General features: G+C 72.6%; 16 protein-coding genes. 11 read left to right on the plus strand and 5 right to left on the minus strand.

Features of this window, described 5'->3' with window-relative positions; translation table 11 throughout:
* The first annotated feature begins 95 nt into the window (after positions 1 to 95).
* The 3 genes from ACFY01_RS03600 to ACFY01_RS03610 all read left to right on the plus strand — a co-directional run bounded on the left by ACFY01_RS03600 (position 96) and on the right by ACFY01_RS03610 (position 3,848).
* Positions 96 to 1,721 carry an ABC-F family ATP-binding cassette domain-containing protein gene (locus ACFY01_RS03600; protein ID WP_390733961.1) on the plus strand — a complete coding sequence of 542 codons (1,626 nt, stop codon included), beginning with the start codon at positions 96 to 98 and terminating at the stop codon, positions 1,719 to 1,721.
* 135 nt (positions 1,722 to 1,856) lie between these two features.
* On the plus strand, positions 1,857 to 2,633 hold the full coding sequence (gene ddaH, locus ACFY01_RS03605; RefSeq protein ID WP_390733962.1) for a dimethylargininase: 777 nt from the start codon (positions 1,857 to 1,859) through the stop codon (positions 2,631 to 2,633).
* A 240-nt stretch (positions 2,634 to 2,873) separates the two neighbouring features.
* Positions 2,874 to 3,848 carry an acyl-ACP desaturase gene (locus ACFY01_RS03610; protein ID WP_390733963.1) on the plus strand — a complete coding sequence of 325 codons (975 nt, stop codon included), beginning with the start codon at positions 2,874 to 2,876 and terminating at the stop codon, positions 3,846 to 3,848.
* 89 nt (positions 3,849 to 3,937) lie between these two features.
* Here the strand turns inward: ACFY01_RS03610 and ACFY01_RS03615 are convergent, their stop codons facing one another.
* Positions 3,938 to 4,183, minus strand: coding sequence for a WhiB family transcriptional regulator (locus tag ACFY01_RS03615; protein WP_390734042.1), 246 nt, complete (start codon positions 4,181 to 4,183; stop codon positions 3,938 to 3,940).
* Positions 4,184 to 4,453: 270 nt separating this feature from the next.
* Between ACFY01_RS03615 and ACFY01_RS03620 the strand changes: the two genes are divergently transcribed.
* Positions 4,454 to 5,245: a VOC family protein gene (locus ACFY01_RS03620; protein ID WP_390733964.1), complete on the plus strand. Its 792-nt coding sequence runs from the start codon at positions 4,454 to 4,456 to the stop codon at positions 5,243 to 5,245.
* Positions 5,246 to 5,261: 16 nt separating this feature from the next.
* Here ACFY01_RS03620 and ACFY01_RS03625 read toward each other — a convergent pair whose 3' ends face one another.
* Complete coding sequence (locus ACFY01_RS03625) at positions 5,262 to 6,302, minus strand: LacI family DNA-binding transcriptional regulator (RefSeq protein ID WP_390733965.1); 1,041 nt, start codon at positions 6,300 to 6,302, stop codon at positions 5,262 to 5,264.
* A gap of 141 nt (positions 6,303 to 6,443) precedes the next feature.
* On the opposite strand from ACFY01_RS03625, the gene ACFY01_RS03630 reads away from it, so the two are divergent.
* Positions 6,444 to 7,328 carry a hypothetical protein gene (locus ACFY01_RS03630; RefSeq protein WP_390733966.1) on the plus strand — a complete coding sequence of 295 codons (885 nt, stop codon included), beginning with the start codon at positions 6,444 to 6,446 and terminating at the stop codon, positions 7,326 to 7,328.
* A gap of 99 nt (positions 7,329 to 7,427) precedes the next feature.
* The gene (locus ACFY01_RS03635) at positions 7,428 to 9,587 is read left to right on the plus strand and encodes a HEAT repeat domain-containing protein (protein WP_390733967.1); all 2,160 of its coding nucleotides are present in this window, start codon (positions 7,428 to 7,430) and stop codon (positions 9,585 to 9,587) included.
* On the opposite strand, the gene ligD is transcribed toward ACFY01_RS03635, so the two are convergent.
* A complete protein-coding gene (gene ligD / locus ACFY01_RS03640; protein ID WP_390733968.1) occupies positions 9,584 to 10,603 on the minus strand; it encodes a non-homologous end-joining DNA ligase in 1,020 nt (339 codons plus the stop codon). The two genes, ACFY01_RS03635 and ligD, sit on opposite strands and share 4 nt — an antisense overlap.
* A 93-nt stretch (positions 10,604 to 10,696) precedes the next feature.
* On the opposite strand from ligD, the gene ACFY01_RS03645 reads away from it, so the two are divergent.
* Complete coding sequence (locus tag ACFY01_RS03645) at positions 10,697 to 11,761, plus strand: ATP-dependent DNA ligase (protein WP_390733969.1); 1,065 nt, start codon at positions 10,697 to 10,699, stop codon at positions 11,759 to 11,761.
* Positions 11,762 to 11,803: 42 nt separating this feature from the next.
* Here the strand turns inward: ACFY01_RS03645 and ACFY01_RS03650 are convergent, their stop codons facing one another.
* Both ACFY01_RS03650 and ACFY01_RS03655 read right to left on the minus strand, forming a co-directional pair.
* On the minus strand, positions 11,804 to 12,994 hold the full coding sequence (locus ACFY01_RS03650) for a zinc-dependent alcohol dehydrogenase (RefSeq protein ID WP_390733970.1): 1,191 nt from the start codon (positions 12,992 to 12,994) through the stop codon (positions 11,804 to 11,806).
* Positions 12,995 to 13,127: 133 nt separating this feature from the next.
* Complete coding sequence (locus tag ACFY01_RS03655; RefSeq protein WP_390733971.1) at positions 13,128 to 13,628, minus strand: MarR family winged helix-turn-helix transcriptional regulator; 501 nt, start codon at positions 13,626 to 13,628, stop codon at positions 13,128 to 13,130.
* Positions 13,629 to 13,826: 198 nt separating this feature from the next.
* Between ACFY01_RS03655 and ACFY01_RS03660 the strand changes: the two genes are divergently transcribed.
* Genes ACFY01_RS03660 through pcaH form a run of 4 tightly spaced genes read left to right on the plus strand, consistent with a single transcriptional unit; the run spans position 13,827 to position 17,213 of the window.
* Positions 13,827 to 14,582 carry a CoA transferase subunit A gene (locus ACFY01_RS03660; RefSeq protein WP_390733972.1) on the plus strand — a complete coding sequence of 252 codons (756 nt, stop codon included), beginning with the start codon at positions 13,827 to 13,829 and terminating at the stop codon, positions 14,580 to 14,582.
* Positions 14,582 to 15,229, plus strand: coding sequence for a CoA transferase subunit B (locus tag ACFY01_RS03665; RefSeq protein ID WP_390733973.1), 648 nt, complete (start codon positions 14,582 to 14,584; stop codon positions 15,227 to 15,229). Before ACFY01_RS03660 ends, ACFY01_RS03665 begins: the two co-directional genes overlap by 1 nt.
* Entirely contained in the window at positions 15,226 to 16,428 is a 1,203-nt protein-coding gene (locus ACFY01_RS03670) for a thiolase family protein (RefSeq protein ID WP_390733974.1), read from the plus strand. Before ACFY01_RS03665 ends, ACFY01_RS03670 begins: the two co-directional genes overlap by 4 nt.
* A gap of 11 nt (positions 16,429 to 16,439) precedes the next feature.
* Entirely contained in the window at positions 16,440 to 17,213 is a 774-nt protein-coding gene (pcaH, locus tag ACFY01_RS03675) for a protocatechuate 3,4-dioxygenase subunit beta (RefSeq protein WP_390733975.1), read from the plus strand.
* The last annotated feature ends 3 nt before the right edge of the window (positions 17,214 to 17,216 follow it).

Raw genomic sequence — 17,216 nt, forward strand, 5'->3', positions numbered from 1 at the left:
CACAGGGCTGAACCCCTCCCCCGGCCACACGGTTGCCGCCCCGCGGTGTCTCGACACGCGTTGCCCTGACCGCATCAAGCAACCGCGAGGCCCGTATGTCTCCTTCCCTCACCTGCACCTCCCTGTCCTTCGCCTGGCCCGACGGCACCCCCGTCTTCGACGGCCTCGACGTCGCCTTCGGGCCCGGCCGCACGGGACTCGTCGGCGTCAACGGATCGGGCAAGACCACGCTGTTGAAGCTCGTCGCCGGTGAACTCACCCCCACGGACGGCGCCGTCCGTACGACGGGCGAGGTCGGCTACCTGCCGCAGAACGTCACCCTGGACACCGCGCTCCGGGTCGACGAGGCGCTCGGTATCGCCGCGAAGCGGGCCGCGCTGCACGCCATCGAGGCGGGCGACGCGGCCGGCGAGCACTTCGACACCCTCGGCGACGACTGGGACGTCGAGGAGCGCGCCCTGGCGACCCTCGGCGAGCTCGGTCTCGGCCACCTCGGCCTGGACCGCGGCGTCGGCGAGGTCTCCGGCGGCGAGTCGGTGCTGCTGCGGCTGGCCGCACTGCTGCTCGCCCGCCCGGACGTACTGCTGCTGGACGAGCCCACCAACAACCTCGACCTGTACGCCCGCAGGCGGCTGTACGCGGCCGTCGCGTCCTGGCCGGGCGTGCTGCTCGTGGTCAGCCACGACCGGGAACTCCTCGACCTGGTCGACCAGATCGCCGATCTGCGCGCCGGGGAGATCACCTGGTACGGCGGGAACTTCTCGGCGTACGAGGACGCCCTCGCCGTCGAACAGGAGGCCGCCGAACGCATGGTCCGCGTCGCCGAGGCCGACTGGCGCAAGCAGAAGCGGGAACTGTCCGACGCCCAGATGAAGCTGGCCCGGCGCAAGCGGTACGGGCAGAAGATGTGGGACAGCAAACGCGAACCCAAGATCGTCATGGGGGCGCGCAAGCGCGCGGCGCAGGAGTCCGCCGGCAAGCACCGCATCATGCACGAGGAGAAGCTCGCCGAGGCCAGGGAGCGGCTGGACGAGGCGGTGGAGGCCGTACGGGACGACGACGAGATCCGGGTCGACCTGCCGTACACGGCCGTGCCGCCCGGCCGCGACGTCCTCACCCTGCGGGATGTGGCGCCGGCCTACGGGGCCCGCGTCGCGGGCGTCTTCGAACTGCGCGGCCCCGAGCGGGTCGCCCTCGTGGGACGCAACGGCGCGGGCAAGACGACACTGCTGCGCACCATCGCGGGCGAGCTGGAGCCGGTGACGGGCGAGGCGCGGGCGCACGTCCCCCTGCGGTTCCTGCCGCAGCGGCTGGACGTCCTGGACGGCGGGCTGACCGTCGCGGAGAACGTGGCCCGGTTCGCGCCGGGCGCCACCAACAACCGGATCCGGGCCCGCCTGGCCCGCTTCCTGTTCCGGGGGACCCGCGCCGACCAGAAGGCGGACACGCTCTCCGGCGGCGAACGCTTCCGGGCGGCCCTGGCGGCGCTGATGCTCGCCGAGCCCGCGCCGCAGCTGCTCCTGCTCGACGAGCCGACGAACAACCTCGACATGGCGAGCGTGCGCCAGCTGACGACGGCCCTGGAGTCGTACGAGGGCGCGCTGGTCGTGGCCAGTCACGACCTGCCGTTCCTGGAGTCGCTCGGCATCACCCGCTGGCTGCTCCTGGAAGGAGGGGAATTGAGGGAAACCACCCCCGAGGCGCTCACGGATCCCGCGTAGCCCGCGCGCGTGGAGCGTCTCAGGAGGGGCACAGCCTGACAACGAGGGTTTTGTCCGCGCGGACCCGCCCTGCATGATGACGAACCGGCGCCGCAGACAACGGCGCCGGACCGCCCGCCGATACGGAGACCCCCAGTGCCCAGCAAGAAGGCCCTCGTCCGCCGCCCCAGCCCGCGCCTCGCCGAAGGCCTGGTGACGCACATCGAGCGGGAGAAGGTCGACGTGGACCTGGCCCTCGAGCAGTGGGAGGCCTACGTCGAGGCGCTGCGCACCCACGGCTGGGAGACGGTCGAGGTGGACCCGGCCGACGACTGCCCGGACTCGGTGTTCGTCGAGGACACCGTGGTGATGTACAAGAACGTGGCGTTGATCACCCGGCCCGGCGCCGAGTCACGGCGCGAGGAGACCGCCGGGGTGGAGGAGGCCGTGGCCCGGCTCGGCTGCTCGGTGAACTGGATATGGGAGCCGGGCACGCTGGACGGCGGCGACGTGCTGAAGGTCGGTGACACCGTCTACGTCGGCCGGGGCGGGCGCACCAACGCGGCCGGGGTCCAGCAGGTGCGGGCCGCTTTCGAGCCGCTCGGCGCGCGGGTGGTCGCCGTCCCGGTGAACAAGGTGCTGCACCTGAAGTCGGCGGTCACCGCGCTGCCCGACGGTACGGTGCTCGGTCACATCCCGAACGTGGACCGGCCCTCGCTGTTCCCGGGCTTCCTGTCGGTACCCGAGGAGGCCGGCGCCCATGTCGTGCTGCTCGGCGGCCACAAGCTGCTGATGGCGGCCAGCGCGCCGAAGACGGCCGAACTGCTCACCGACCTCGGCCACCAGGTGGTCACCGTGGACATCGGCGAGTTCGAGAAGCTCGAAGGCTGTGTGACATGCCTCTCGGTGCGGCTGCGGGAGCTGTACGCCTGAACGGGTGATCCCGTCCCCCTCGCGGCCCTGGGACCTGCGTGTCCCATGGCTCTTCGGCATGCCCCGGTTCCACCGGGCCAGGCGGCCTGATCAGCGATCTTTACGACGCGCTTAACCTACGGCTTCGTAACCTACGGATTCGTAGCCTACGATCTCGTAGGTTCCGGTACCGCTCACCGGTCCGTTCCCCGACCGAGTCGGTTTCCTCCCCCTTCTGTTCGGCGTCCCCCTGGAGTTTCCATGACGATCACTTCTCCTCACCTCGGCAGCCCGTCCGTGTGGACCGACGCGCGGCTGCTGTACGCGCTGGAGGAAGTGGTCGAGACGGAACTGAACCGGCATCTGAAGGTGGCCAAGGACTGGATGCCGCACGAGTACGTGCCCTGGAGCGACGCCCGCAACTTCCCCGGCCTCTTCGACGACGGCGAGGCGTGGGACAAGGAGCAGTCCAAGGTCACCGAGATCGGCCGGATCGCCCTGGTGGTGAACCTGCTCACCGAGGACAACCTGCCCAGCTACCACCACGAGATCGCCTCGCTGTTCGGCCGGGACGGCGCCTGGGGCACCTGGGTGCACCGCTGGACCGCGGAGGAGGGCCGGCACGGCATCGTGATGCGCGACTACCTGCTCGCCTCGCGCGCGGTCGACCCGGACAAGCTGGAGCAGTTCCGCATGTCGCACATGAGCGAGGGCTTCGAGTCGGACAACCGGCACTCGATGCTGCACTCGATCGCGTACGTCGCCTTCCAGGAGCTCGCCACCCGTATCTCGCACCGCAACACCGGCCACCAGTCCGGCGACCCGGTCTGCGACCGCATGCTGGCCCGCATCGCGACCGACGAGAACCTCCACATGGTCTTCTACCGCAACCTGCTCAAGGCCGCCTTCGAACTCGCCCCCGACCTCACCATGCAGGCCGTGCGCGACGTCGTGGTCAACTTCCGGATGCCCGGCCACGGCATCCCCGGCTTCGAGCGGGCCGCGGCGCAGATGGCCATCGGCGAGGTCTACAACCTGCGCATCCACCACGACGACGTCCTCCAGCCCGTGCTGCGCTTCCTGAAGATCCTGGAGATCGACGGGCTCGGCCCCGAGGGCCTGAAGGCGCAGGAGGAGCTCGGGCTGTTCATGGGCGGACTGGACGCCGAGGCCCTGAAGTTCGACGAGAAGCTCGCCGCCCGCAAGGCCCGCATGGCGGCCCGGGCCGGCGCCTGACCCACGACCGGCGGGCGCGCCGGACTCCGGTGGCCCCCCGTCCGAGGCCCGTGGCGCCATGCCGTCGAACCGTCCTCCTGACCCGCGGGTCAGGAGGACGTACGCCTGAGTGCCAGCCGCTCCTTCTCCGACAGGCCGCCCCACACGCCGAACCGCTCGTCGTTGCTGAGCGCGTACTCCAGGCACGCGGTGCGCATCTCGCACATGCCGCAGATGCGCTTCGCCTCGCGGACCGAACTGCCCGGCTCCGGAAAGAAGAAGTCCGCCCCGGTCTGCGCGCACAGCGCCTGCGCCTGCCAGGCGGTGTCGGCCGGGGTGATCGTTTCGATGTGCATGGGCAGGATCGTTGCGGACGGCGAAAAACGTTCGATCAACGCCTGGTCAACGAGCCGCGCCAGGGCCCCCGCCACCCCGATCATGCTCCTCGCGCGGCCACGGACGCACGGCGGCGCGCGGAACACTCCGAAGACCGGGAGAACCGGGGGCACCACGCAGCGTGAGCGCAGGCGTCACTCCGGCGGGCGCGGGTGTTCCGGCAGCGATTGTCGGTGGGCGGTGCCAGACTCGGCAGTGCAGAGACCGGGACCCTTCCGAGGAGGGCGAACATGCTCACCACCCGTTTCGTCGACGGTGCCCCCAACTGGATCGACGTCGGCAGCCCCGACATCGACGGCGCCGTCTCCTTCTACGGCGGTCTCTTCGGCTGGCGGTTCCAGTCGGCGGGGCCCGAGGCCGGAGGTTACGGCTTCTTCCAGCTGGACGGCAGGACGGTCGCCGGCGGCATGCAGACCACACCCGAGCAGGGCCCGCCGTCCTGGACGGTGTACTTCCAGAGCTCCGACGCGCAGGCCACCGCCAAGGCCGTCGAGCAGGCCCACGGCACGGTCCTGTTCCAGCCGACGGACGTGATGGGGCAGGGGCATCTGGCGGTCCTCGCCGACAAGGCGGGCGTGCCGTTCGGCGTGTGGCAGCCCGGGCAGACCAAGGGCGTGGACCTGGCCGGCGATCCGGGTTCGCTGTGCTGGGTCGAGCTGTACACACCGGACGAGGCGGCGGCCGCCGCGTTCTACCACCAGGTGCTGGGCCTGGAGACCTCGGCCGCGCCCTTCCCCGGCGGCACCTACACCTGCGTCAATCCCGCCGGCGCCGGCGAGGACGCCATGTTCGGCGGCATCGTCCCGCTGGCCGCCGCCCAGGCCCAGGCGGAGGGCGGGCCGCACTGGCTGCCGTACTTCGAGGTCGAGGACGCCGATGCCGTCGTCGCCAGGGCGAAGGAGCTCGGCGGCACGGTCCGGTCGCCCGCCACGGACCTGGAGGGCGTCGGCCGGCTGGCCAAGCTCGCCGACCCGTACGGCGCCCGCTTCGCGGTCATCCAGAGCGCGCCGCCGCAGGGCTGAGGCACCGCTCGTCCGGCTACGCGGAGGCGCGTCGTACCAGTGTCGTCGGCAGGACCACACCGGCCGGCCCGTCGTCCGCGGCCGGCTCGCCGTGCCGGCCGGGGCCCGGGCCGCGCAGCAGCAGCCGGGCCATCAGGCGGCCCATCTCCTCGATGTCCTGACGGACCGTCGTCAGCGGCGGGTCGGTGTGTTCGGCGACCGGCAGCATGTCGTCGAAGCCGATCACGGCGACGTCCTCGGGCACCCGCAGCCCCCGCTCCCGCAGCACCCGCAGGGCACCGGAGGCCGCGAGGTCGTTGGCGGCGAAGACGGCGTCCACGTCCGGGCGGCGGTCGAGGAGTTCCCGCATCGCCCGCTCACCGCCGGCCGCGGTGAAGTCGCTCTCCACGATCAGCCCGGGGCCGGCGTCACCCATGACGTCCCGGTAGCCGTCGAGCCGGTCCACCGCCGAGGTCTGGTCGAGGGCGCCGGTGATGTGCGCGATCCGCCGGCGCCCGAGCCCCACGAGGTGCCGGACGGCCGTCCGGGCGCCGTCCCGGTTGTCGCTGTCGACGTACACCGCGCTGCGCGTACCGTCGCTCCAGCCGGGCCGCCCCCCGAACACCGTGGGCACACCGGCGCCCTGGATCAGCCCGGGCAGCGGGTCGTCGAGGTGCAGCGAGAAGACGAGCGCGCCGTCGACATGTCCGCCGGCGAGATAGCGGGCCACGCGCGCGTGGTCGTCCCTGCCCTCCGTGAGCAGCAGCACCAGTTGGTTGTCGTGCGCCGTCAGTTCCTTGCTGATGCCGCGCAGTTGCAGCCCGAAGAAGGGGTCGGCGAAGACCCGGGTCTCCGGCTCGGCGATGACGACGGCGACGGCGTCGTGCCGTTTCGTCACCAGACTGCGCGCCGCCTGGTTGGGGACGTAGCCGAGCTCCTCGACCGCCCGCCGCACCCGCCGCACGAGGGGCTCGCGTACCCCGTCGCCGCCGTTGACGACCCGTGACACGGTGGCCCGTGACACCCCGGCCCGCGCGGCCACGGCCTCCAGCGTGGGACGCGGCGCTGTCTCGGTCACTTCGGGGCTCCTCACCGGGGTGTGCGGATCAGGATAGCCGGGCCACGAGCCCCGGTGAGAGCGCTCTCGTCACCGTGAAACGCGGTTGCGGACCCGGTACCCCCCGGCTGATCATCGTTGTCATGACGACGAGAAGGGCCCATGACGCCTGACCGCCTCGCCCCGTACGCCCGGCTCCCGCACGCCTACCGGCACCGTGACGTCCTGCACAGCACCGTCGACGCCTTCGGCCGCGCCCACTGGCTGATCGCCGGGGAACGGCACGGCCGCCCGCGCGCGGACCCGTACGACGCCGTGGTCGTCACCCTCGAGGACGGCCGCCGGCACGAGACGCACCTGAGCGCCCTGCGGCCGCGCTTCCCCCTGTTCGACGCGCTGCCGGACGGCGGCTTCGTCGTCGCCGACGCCCGCCGGCGGGCCCGCGGGGAACACGTGCAGGTCTTCGACGCGCTGGGACGGCCCTCGTGGTCGTTCGCGGTGGGCGACGCCGTGGAGCACCTGCTGGCCGACGAGACGGGCGACCTGTGGGTCGCCCACTTCGACGAAGGCGTGTGCGGGGACGACGAGTTGAGCCACCCGGGCCTGCGCCGCTGGAGCAGCACCGGTGAGCCGGTGTGGCGCTACGAGCCGGTGCCCGGGGCGGGAGAGATCATCGACTGCTACGCCCTGAACGTGGCGGAGCGCGCCGTCTGGGCCTGTCCGTACACCGACTTCCCGCTCCTGGAGATCCGCGGCGACCGGGTGGTCCGGGTGCGGCGCAACCCGGTGGCGGGCGCGCGCGGCCTCGCGGTGCGCGGCGACCGGGTGGTGTTCTTCGGCGGGTACGGCGACGAACGGGACCGGATCGCCGACTGCCGCCTCACGGACACGACGGTCGAGGTGGCCGCGGAGGGCCGCCTCGCCCGCCCCGACGGCGGTGCGCTCGGCCGTCGCCGGGTGGTCGGCCGGGGCGCGCGTCTCTACGTCCAGGAGGAGCCGTCCCAGGAGTGGACGGTCCTGGACCTCGCGGCCCCGGACACCGCCTGAACGGCTGCCTCCTGATCCGCCGTCGGGGCCGTTGTCAGTGGCGTGCGGCATGCTGTGACCAGTGGCGGACCGCGCGCCACGGGCAACGGGGAGGACAGGGTGTTCACGGGGATCGACGAGGTCGACTGGGCGTCGCTGGGGCATGCGTACACGGACTCCGCGACGGACGTGCCCGACCTGCTGTGGGGACTGGCGTCGGACGACCCGGCGCGACGCGAGATCGCGCTGGACGGGATGTACGGCGCGGTGCACCACCAGGGTGACGTCTACGACAGCACGCTGGCGTGCATACCGTTCCTGTTCGAACTGGCCACGACCCGTGCGGCGGCCGACCGGGGCGCCGTCGTCGGGCTGCTGCGCAGCATCGCGGGACGGCCCGACGAGGAGGAGGACGCCGGTCCGGCGGACGCCCTCGGCACGGACGCGGCCGAGGACGACGAAGAGTACGACGGCGAGTACGACGACGAGTACGAGGAATGGCTCCGCCACCACCGCGAGGCCCACGCCATGGTGCGGGACCGCGCCGGTGTCTTCCTGGACCTGCTGGACGACCCGGACCCGGGGGTGCGTGCCGCGGTGCCCGGCGCGCTGGCCCAGCTGCACCCCGATCCTGTACGGGTGTCGGGCGCCCTGCGCGAGAGGCTGCCCGGCGAGAGCGACCCCGCGGCCGCCCGGTCCATGGTCCGTGCCCTGGGCACGCTGGCCGTCGAGCACCCCGGCACCCTCGGTACCGGGCCGGGGCACGCCCTGCGTGACGTCGTGTCCGGCACGCCCGATCCCGGGCTGCGGCTGACGGCGCTGATCCAGCTGGCGCGCTGCGCCCCCGCCCTGCTGCCGGCCGACACCCCGGAGATCGCGCTGGAGGCGATGCGTCTGGCCCGCGCCACCAAGGAGCTGGGGCCGCCGCCGGCGCAGCCGGAGCGGCCGCGTACCGACACGCTGATCTCGCACGTGCGCGAGCTGCACGCCGAGCACCGCCGCGGCCTCGGCGTCGACGAGACCGACGAGCTCCTCACCGAGCTGCACCAGCGGCTGTGCGACCGCGTCGATGTGCGCTTCCCGCTGCTCGTCGCGCAGTTGCGCAGCCCCGACCCGGTGCAGCGCGCCCAGGCCGTCGGCATGGCCGGGCAGTTGCTGACGGGGTGGCGGGCCCCGGACGACGAGCCGGTGCTGGCGCTGGCCCTGCTGCTCGCCGAGGACGACCTGCGGCTGCACAAGTCGGTCCTCACCGAACTCCGGTACCTCGCACCGGTCTCGCACCGCGTGGCCGAGGGCCTGGTGGCGTACATCGAGAGCTGGGCGGACCGGGAGCCCGAGACCGGCACGGCCTGGCGGGACACGGCGGTCGGCAAGGCGTTCGAGGTGCTGACCCTCCAAGGGGACGAACGGGTGGTGCCCGCGCTCACCTCGGTCCTGGAGAGCATCGAGGTGCCCGAGAACCTGGCGGGGTGGATCGAGGCGCTCGGCCCCGAAGCGGCGGCCCCGCTGGGCCCGGTGCTGCACGACCGGCTCGCCGCCCTCGACCACCGGGTGCGCGGCGACGGCTGGGGCCGTCTCGTCCGCGGCCTGGGCGCGCTCGCCCACCGCGCGTCGGTGCCGCTGCTCGCGGAGATCCTGACCGGCACGGACGACCGCCACACGCGCCGCGAGGTACTGGAGGCGCTCGCCGCGTACGGCCGCCACGGCATCGAAGCCGCCCCGGCGATACGGGAGTTGTGGTCGGACGACACACTGCCGGACGAGGACCGGATACACGTCGCCGAGGCGCTGTGGGCGGTGACCGGGGACGCCGGGGCCGCCGAGGCGGCGCTGACGGTCACCGGCGACGCGCTGGCGTGCGGGCAGTGGCTGCGGCGGGACGCCGGGCTGCGGCTGGCCGGCGCGCTCGGCCCGTCCGGCGCGTCGCTGGCACCCCGGCTGCGTGAGCTGATCGCGGCCGGTACGGAGCCCGCTCGGGCGGCGGTCGCCCTGTGGCGGGTGACCGGCGAGCCGGACGAGGCGCTGCCGGTCCTGCTGGACCAGTGGACCGCGGCCCCCCGCACCCGCCCGGAGATCGCCGCGTGCCTCGCCGAGCTGGGCCCGGCCGCCGCTCCCGCGCTGCCACTGATACGCGCGGAGCCGGCCGCACCGCGCCGCCACAACAACACCGGCGGTCCGGGGAACATGCGCTACCACGTGCTGCCCGACGTCACCCTGCTCGACACCTGCCGCCGCGTCCTCGACGCGTTCGGCGAGCAGGGCGACGGCCAGGACGGCTAGGGGGTCTCCTCGCGCCGGGCCCGGCTCGGCTGCACCCGTTTGGGCTCGCCGGGCATCTTCGGGTACTCGGGCGGGTAGGGCAGGTCGCCCAGCCCGTGGTCGTGCTCGTCGCGGCGGGCGAGTTCGAGCAGGGCGTCCAGGGAGAAGGCGTGGTCGTCCATGTCCGCGTGGACGTCGCCGAGTTCGGCGAACCGGCCGGGCATGGTCGCCAGGTCGAAGTCCCGGGGGTGCGCGGCACCCACCTCCTCCCAGCGCAGGGGCGCCGAGACCGGGGCGTGCGGGCGGGGCCGCACGGAGTACGCGGAGGCGATGGTGCGGTCCCTGGCCGTCTGGTTGTAGTCCAAGAAAATGCGGCGACCGCGTTCCTCCTTCCACCACTTGATCGTGACGTGCTCCGGCATCCGGCGTTCCATCTCCCGGCCGACGGCGATCGCCGCGCGCCGCACCTGGGTGAACGACCAGCGCGGCTCGATGGGCACGAAGACGTGCAGGCCGCGCCCGCCGGAGGTCTTGGGCCAGCCGCGCAGGCCGCCGTACTCGTCGAGGACGGCACGCAGTTCGTGGGCGGCACGGACGGCGTCCTCGTAGTCGGTGCCGGGCTGCGGGTCGAGGTCGATGCGGAGTTCGTCGGGGCGGTCGACGTCGGCGCGGCGCACCGGCCAGGGGTGGAAGGTGAGCGTCCCGTACTGGGCGGCCCACACCACGGCGGCCGGCTCGGTGGGGCACATCTCGTCGGCGCTGCGCCCGCTGGGGAAGGTGATGTGGGCGGTCGGGATCCAGTCGGGCATGCCCTTCGGCGCGCGTTTCTGGTAGAACCACTCGCCGTTCAGCCCGTCCGGGTGACGCTCCAGGGTGGTGGGACGGTCGCGCAGGGCCCGCAGGATGCCGGGGCCGACCGCCGCGTAGTACCGGGCGAGGTCGAGCTTGGTGAAACCGCGCTCCGGGAAGAACACCTTGTCCGGACTGGACAGCCGCACGGTCCGCCCGCCCACCTCCAGCTCCACCGCAGCGCCCATGCGGCCACGGTAGGCGCACCACACTCACCCCGCACCCCGCGCCCGGCCCCCGCACACCGGGCGGCATACGGCGGGTGCGAGCAGAATCGGAGCATGGATCTGCCGGTGATGCCGCCCGTCAAGCCGATGCTCGCCAAGCCGGTGGCGAACATCCCGCCGGACATGCAGTACGAGGCGAAGTGGGACGGGTTCCGGGCGATCGTGTTCCGCGACGGGGACGAGGTCGAGCTCGGCAGCCGTACGGGCAAGCCGCTCACCAGGTACTTCCCGGAACTGGTGGCGGCCGTCATGGAGCGGGTGCCCGAGCGCTGCGTGCTGGACGGCGAGATCGTCATCGCCCGTCAGGGGCGGCTCGACTTCGACGCCCTGACCGAGCGGATCCACCCGGCGGACTCCCGGGTCCGGATGCTCGCCGAGCGGACCCCGGCCTCCTTCGTGGCGTTCGACCTGCTGGCGCTGGACGACGAGTCGCTGGTGGACGTGCCCCTGACCGACCGGCGGGCCCTGCTCGTCCGGGCACTGTCCGGGGCGGCCGCGCCGGTGCACCTGGCGCCGGCGACGACGGACATCGAGGTGGCGCGGCAATGGTTCGAGCAGTACGAGGGGGCCGGTCTCGACGGGGTGATCGCCAAGCCGCTCACCCTGCGCTACCGGCCCGACGAGCGGGTGATGTTCAAGGTCAAGCACGAGCGCACCGCGGACGTCGTGGTGGCCGGCTACCGCTTCCACAAGAGCGGACCCGTGGTCGGCTCGCTGCTGCTCGGCCTGTACGACGACCGGGGCCGGCTCCAGCACGTCGGCGTGTCCGCCGCCTTCTCCATGAGGAGGCGCGCCGAGCTGGTCGAGGAGCTCGAGCCGCTGCGCATGGACGACGTGGCCGGGCATCCGTGGGCGGCCTGGTCCGATGAGGCGGCCCACGAGACGGCCCGGCTGCCCGGGGCACCCAGCCGCTGGTCGGGAAAGAAGGACCTGTCGTGGGTACCGCTGAGACCGGAGCGGGTCGTCGAGGTGGCCTACGACCACATGGAGAACGGCGCCCGCTTCCGGCACACGGCCCGCTTCCGCCGCTGGCGGCCCGACCGGACTCCGCGGAGCTGCACCTACGCACAGCTGGAGGAGCCGGTGCGCTACGACCTCGGCGAGATCCTCGGGCCGTGAGCGATCCTCGGGCCGTGAGCGAAGTGCGTCAGGGGAAGCGCGTCAGGGCTGGAACAGGATCTTGATGGCGCCCTCCTGCTTGCGCTGGAACATCTCGTACGCGTGCGGCGCCTCGGACAGCGGCACCCGGTGCGTGGCGAAGTCGTCGACGCCGAGCGGGTCCTCGTCGGTGAGGTAGGGCAGGATGTCGCCGCTCCAGCGGCGCACGTTGGCCTGGCCCATCCGCATCTGGATCTGCTTGTCGAACAGGGTGAGCATCGGCATCGGATCCGCCATGCCGCCGTACACGCCGATGAGGGAGAGCGTGCCGCCGCGGCGCACCATCTCGATGGCGGTGTGGAGGGCGGCGAGCCGGTCGACGCTGAAGCGTTCCGCGAGGGGGCCGCCCAGCTTCCGGGGCATCACGGCGGCGGCCTGCTGGACGAGGCGGGCGGCCGCGCTGCCGTGCGCCTCGGTGCCGACCGCGTCGATCACCGCGTCGGGGCCGCGCCCCTCGGTCTCGTCACGGATCGCCTCGACCAGCTCCTTCTCGCTGTCGAAGCCACGCAGGTCGAACGTCTGCACGCCCCGTCGGCGGGCCCGGGCCAGCCGCTCCGGGACCAGGTCCACGCCGAACACCCGGCCGGCGCCGCGGGCCCGGGCGACGCGGCACGCCATGTCACCGATGGGTCCGAGGCCGAGCACGGCGACGCTGCCGCCGCGCGGGATGCCGGCGTACTCGACCGCCTGCCAGGCGGTCGGCAGTACGTCGGACAGGTAGACGAACCGGTCGTCGGGCGGCCCCTGGGGCACCTTGATCGGGCCGTAGTCGGCGTGCGGCACCCGCAGGTACTCGGCCTGCGCGCCGGGCACCGCGCCGTACAGCCGGGTGTAGCCGAACAGTGCGGCGCCCATGCCCTCGCTGGTCACCTGGGTGGTCTCGCACTGGGTCTGGAGTCCGTCCGAGCACATGAAGCAGTGCCCGCAGGAGATCTGGAACGGCACCACCACCCGGTCGCCCGGCCGCAGGTCGGACACCTGTGGACCGACCTCCTCCACGATCCCCATCGGCTCGTGCCCGAGGATGTCGCCCGGGGTCATGAACGGGGTGAGCACCTCGTACAGGTGCAGGTCGGAGCCGCACAGTCCGGACGACGTCAGGCGGATGACGGCGTCGGTCGGCTCCTCGATCCGGGGATCGGGCACGTCCTCCACCCGTACGTCCCGCTTGCCCTGCCAGGTCACTGCCTTCATCGTGTCGCGCTCCCTCCGACGCGTGTGCGCGCCTGTCGCCGTTGCGCGTTCGCTTCTGGGGCGGCGCCCGGGTACCCATGCGGGCCGGCCCGAACCGTGACCGGCCGGCCGAGGAGGGGTTCGGCGGTCGCGCTCAGGGCTGCGCGACGGCTTCCGTGGCGGCTTCCGTGACGGCCTCAGTGCCGAGGGGCTCCGCCGGGTTGCGCAGCCCCTCGGCGGCGTCCGAGACCCGGCGGATCAGGTCGAAGAACAGTCGCTGCTCGTCGGCGGAGAGCGGCGCGAGGAAGACCTGGTTCATCCGGGCCGTGCGCACGGTCAGCTTGCGGTGGGTACGCAGACCTTCGTCGGTCAGACGCAGCAGGAAGCGGCGGCCGTCCTGCGGATCGCGCACCTTGTCCAGCAGTTCCCGGCGGGAGAGCCGGCTGATGACCTCGGCGATCGTCGACCGGTCGAGGCCCACGCGCTCCCCGACGGTGCGCTGGTCGAGGCCCGGTTCGGCCACGAGCGCGTTCAGGACCGCGAACTGCGGCGAGGTGATCTCCTCCGAGACCATCGTGTTCCACAGCAGGTAGTGGGCCTGCTGGAGCCGCCGGGCCAGGTGCCCGGGGTGGGTGGTGAGATCCACCGCGGCCATGTGCGCTCCCGTGGTCGTATTCGTTGGTGCACTGAACGATACCCGCCCCCCAGCTCCCCTGCCTGGGTCTGCCTCTCCTCCCCCCGCAGCTCTTGACGCTGCGATACGCCAGTGGCAGCGTGGGCGACACCTCATGGGAATACTCAGTGCGCTGACTAATTCGCGGTTCCGTAGATTCGCAGAGATGGGGCTTCACGGATGGACAAGGTGGTCGCCACGGCCCTGGAGGCGGTGGCCGATGTGCCGGACGGCGCGTCTGTCGCGGTCGGCGGCTTCGGGCTGAGCGGTGTGCCGAACGTGCTGATCCAGGCACTGTACGAGCGGGGCACCACGGGTCTGGGCGTGGTCTCGAACAACTGCGGGGCGATGGAGTCGGGCCTGGCGGTGCTGCTCGCGGCCGGGCGGATCGCCCGGGTGACCGGCTCCTACATCGGCGCGAACAAGGAGTTCGCCCGCCAGTACCTGGCCGGGGAGCTGGAGGTGGAGCTGATCCCGCAGGGCACGCTGGCCGAGCGGCTGCGGGCCGGCGGCGCGGGGATCCCCGCCTTCTACACCCCGGCCGGAGTGGGCACCCAGGTCGCCGACGGCGGGCTGCCGTGGCGCTACGACGGCTCCGGCGGGGTCGCGCTCGCCTCCCCGCCGAAGGAGGTACGGGAGTTCGACGGCGTGGAGTACGTCCTGGAACGCGGGATCCGCACGGACTTCGCGCTCATCCGGGCGGCGAAGGGCGACCGGCACGGGAACCTGGTGTTCAACAAGTCCTCCCGCAACTTCAACCCTCTCGCCGCGATGGCCGGGCGGGTGACGATCGCCGAGGTGGAGGAACTCGTGGAACCCGGGGAGATCGACCCGGACGCGGTGCACCTGCCGGGCATCTTCGTGCAGCGGGTGGTCGCCCTGACCCCACAGCAGGCGGCGGACAAGCGGATCGAGCGGCGGACGGTGAGTTCCTGATGGCCTGGACACGTGAGCAGATGGCCGCCCGCGCGGCCCGCGAACTCAGGGACGGCCAGTACGTCAACCTCGGCATCGGACTGCCCACCCTGATCCCCAACCACCTGCCCGAAGGCGTGGAGGTGATCCTGGAGTCGGAGAACGGCATCCTGGGCACCGGCCCCTACCCCACCGAGGACGCCGTCGACCCCGACCTGATCAACGCCGGCAAGGAGACCGTCACCGTCCTGCCCGGCGCCAGCTTCTTCGACTCGGCGCTGTCCTTCTCCATGATCCGCGGCGGCCACATCGACGTCGCCGTCCTCGGTGCCATGCAGGTCTCCGCCACGGGCGACCTCGCCAACTGGGCCGTCCCGGGCAAGCTGGTCACCGGCATCGGCGGGGCCATGGACCTCGTGCACGGCGCCCGTACGGTCGTGGTCGTCATGACACACACCGCCAAGGACGGCTCCCCGAAGATCCTCAAGGAGTGCACGCTGCCGCTGACCGGCCGGGCGTGCGTCGACCGGATCGTCACCGACCTCGGCGTCCTCGACGTGACCGAGGACGGCCTGCTGCTCGTGGAGTGCGCACCCGGCGTGAGCGTGGAGGAGATCACCGCGCAGACCGCCGCCGGAGTACGCGCACCGGAGGAGGTCCCGTCATGAGGGACGTGTACGTCGTCGACGCCGTCCGCACCCCCATCGGCCGCTACAACGGCGGCCTGGCGACCGTCCGCCCGGACGACCTCGCCGCCCACGCCGTCCGCGAACTCCTCGCCCGCACACCCGGACTGGACCCGTCCCGGATCGAGGACGTCTACTTCGGCAACGCCAACGGGGCGGGCGAGGAGAACCGCAACGTCGCACGCATGGCCGCCCTGCTGGCCGGGCTGCCCACCTCCGTGCCCGGCGTCACCGTGAACCGGCTGTGCGCCTCCGGCCTGGAGGCGGTCGTACAGGCGGCCCGCGCCATCGCCGTCGGCGACGCCTCCATCGCCCTGGCGGGCGGTGTCGAGTCGATGACCCGGGCGCCGTACGTGCTGCCGAAGTCCGACCGCCCCTTCCCTGCCGGGCACACCGAGCTGTACTCGACCACACTCGGCTGGCGCATGGTCAACCCGGGGATGGACCCCCAGTGGACGATCCCGCTGGGCGAGTCGGCCGAACTCATCGCCGACAAACACAAGATCAGCCGCGAGCAGCAGGACGAGTTCGCGCTGCACAGCCACCACAAGGCCGCCCGCGCCCGGGCCGAGGGCCTCTTCCACGCCGAACTGGCCCCGGTACCGGTCCCGCGGCGCAAGGGCGAACCGGTCGCCTTCGACGCCGACGAATGCGTACGCCCGGACGCCTCCCTCGCCGCGATGGCCAAGCTGAAGCCGTCCTTCCGCACAGAGGCCGGCACGGTCACCGCAGGCAACGCCTCACCGCTCAACGACGGCGCCGCCGCACTGCTCCTCACCGACGTGGAGGGCCTGAGGGCCACCGGCCGCGAACCACTGGCCCGGGTCACCGCCACCGGCATCAGCGCGACCGACCCGCAGTACTTCGGGCTCGCCCCCGTCGAGGCCGTGAACCGGGCCCTCGCCAAGGCCGGCAAGGACTTCGACGACCTGTCGGTGCTGGAACTCAACGAGGCGTTCGCCGCGCAGGTCCTCGGCTGCCTCGCCGAATGGCCCGAGTTCGACCCGGCGATCCTCAACCCGCAGGGCGGCGCCATCGCGCTCGGCCACCCGCTCGGCGCCTCCGGCGCCCGGCTCGCCGGCACCGTCGCCCACCAGCTCGCCCGGCGCGGCTCCGGCACCGGCGTCGCCACCCTCTGCATCGGCGTGGGCCAGGGCCTCGCCCTCGTCCTCGAACGCTAGGAACACCCACCATGCCCCTCACCCAGCACGACATCGACCAGGAGATCGCGGCCGAGCACGCCGCCTACGAGAAGCGGGTCGCCGACGGCGCCCCCGTCGAACACCACCCGCGCCGCGACTACGCCCCCTACCGCTCCTCCGTGCTGCGCCATCCCCGGCAGCCGCCGGTCACCATCGACGTGACCAAGGATCCGGAACTGGTGGAGCTGCACTCCCCCGCCTTCGGCGAACGCGACATCACGGAGATCGACAACGACCTCACCCGGCAGCACACCGGCGAGCCGATCGGCGAACGCATCACCGTGTCCGGCCGCGTCCTCGACCGCGACGGCCGCCCGGTGCGCGGCCAGCTGGTCGAGATCTGGCAGGCCAACGCGGCCGGCCGCTACGCCCACCAGCGCGAACAGCACGACGCCCCGCTCGACCCCAACTTCACCGGCGTCGGCCGCACCCTCACCGACACCGACGGCTTCTACCGCTTCACCACCGTCCAGCCCGGCCCCTACCCCTGGCGCAACCACGTGGGCGCCTGGCGCCCGGCCCACATCCACTTCTCGGTCTTCGGCACGGCGTTCACCCAGCGGCTGGTGACGCAGATGTACTTCCCGAACGACCCGCTCTTCCCCTACGACCCGATCCTCCAGTCCGTCACCGACGACGCCGCCCGGCAGCGGCTGGTCGCCACCTACGACCACAGCCTGTCCGTGCCGGAGTTCTCCCTCGGCTACCACTGGGACATCGTGCTCGACGGCCCGAACGCCACCTGGATCGAAGAAGGACGCTGACCG

Source organism: Streptomyces sp. NPDC001480, from assembly GCF_042894725.1.
In the GTDB taxonomy this organism is placed as follows: domain Bacteria; phylum Actinomycetota; class Actinomycetes; order Streptomycetales; family Streptomycetaceae; genus Streptomyces.

What these genes read in the sequence shown, in the direction of transcription:
- ACFY01_RS03600 (WP_390733961.1), top strand. Translation starts at nt 96, where the DNA reads ATGTCTCCTTCCCTCACCTGCACCTCCCTGTCCTTCGCCTGGCCCGAC.
- ACFY01_RS03610 (WP_390733963.1), top strand. Translation starts at nt 2,874, where the DNA reads ATGACGATCACTTCTCCTCACCTCGGCAGCCCGTCCGTGTGGACCGAC.
- ACFY01_RS03615 (WP_390734042.1), bottom strand. Translation starts at nt 4,183, where the DNA reads ATGCACATCGAAACGATCACCCCGGCCGACACCGCCTGGCAGGCGCAG.
- ACFY01_RS03620 (WP_390733964.1), top strand. Translation starts at nt 4,454, where the DNA reads ATGCTCACCACCCGTTTCGTCGACGGTGCCCCCAACTGGATCGACGTC.
- ACFY01_RS03630 (WP_390733966.1), top strand. Translation starts at nt 6,444, where the DNA reads ATGACGCCTGACCGCCTCGCCCCGTACGCCCGGCTCCCGCACGCCTAC.
- ligD (WP_390733968.1), bottom strand. Translation starts at nt 10,603, where the DNA reads ATGGGCGCTGCGGTGGAGCTGGAGGTGGGCGGGCGGACCGTGCGGCTG.
- ACFY01_RS03645 (WP_390733969.1), top strand. Translation starts at nt 10,697, where the DNA reads ATGGATCTGCCGGTGATGCCGCCCGTCAAGCCGATGCTCGCCAAGCCG.
- ACFY01_RS03650 (WP_390733970.1), bottom strand. Translation starts at nt 12,994, where the DNA reads ATGAAGGCAGTGACCTGGCAGGGCAAGCGGGACGTACGGGTGGAGGAC.
- ACFY01_RS03655 (WP_390733971.1), bottom strand. Translation starts at nt 13,628, where the DNA reads ATGGCCGCGGTGGATCTCACCACCCACCCCGGGCACCTGGCCCGGCGG.
- ACFY01_RS03660 (WP_390733972.1), top strand. Translation starts at nt 13,827, where the DNA reads ATGGACAAGGTGGTCGCCACGGCCCTGGAGGCGGTGGCCGATGTGCCG.
- ACFY01_RS03665 (WP_390733973.1), top strand. Translation starts at nt 14,582, where the DNA reads ATGGCCTGGACACGTGAGCAGATGGCCGCCCGCGCGGCCCGCGAACTC.
- ACFY01_RS03670 (WP_390733974.1), top strand. Translation starts at nt 15,226, where the DNA reads ATGAGGGACGTGTACGTCGTCGACGCCGTCCGCACCCCCATCGGCCGC.
- pcaH (WP_390733975.1), top strand. Translation starts at nt 16,440, where the DNA reads ATGCCCCTCACCCAGCACGACATCGACCAGGAGATCGCGGCCGAGCAC.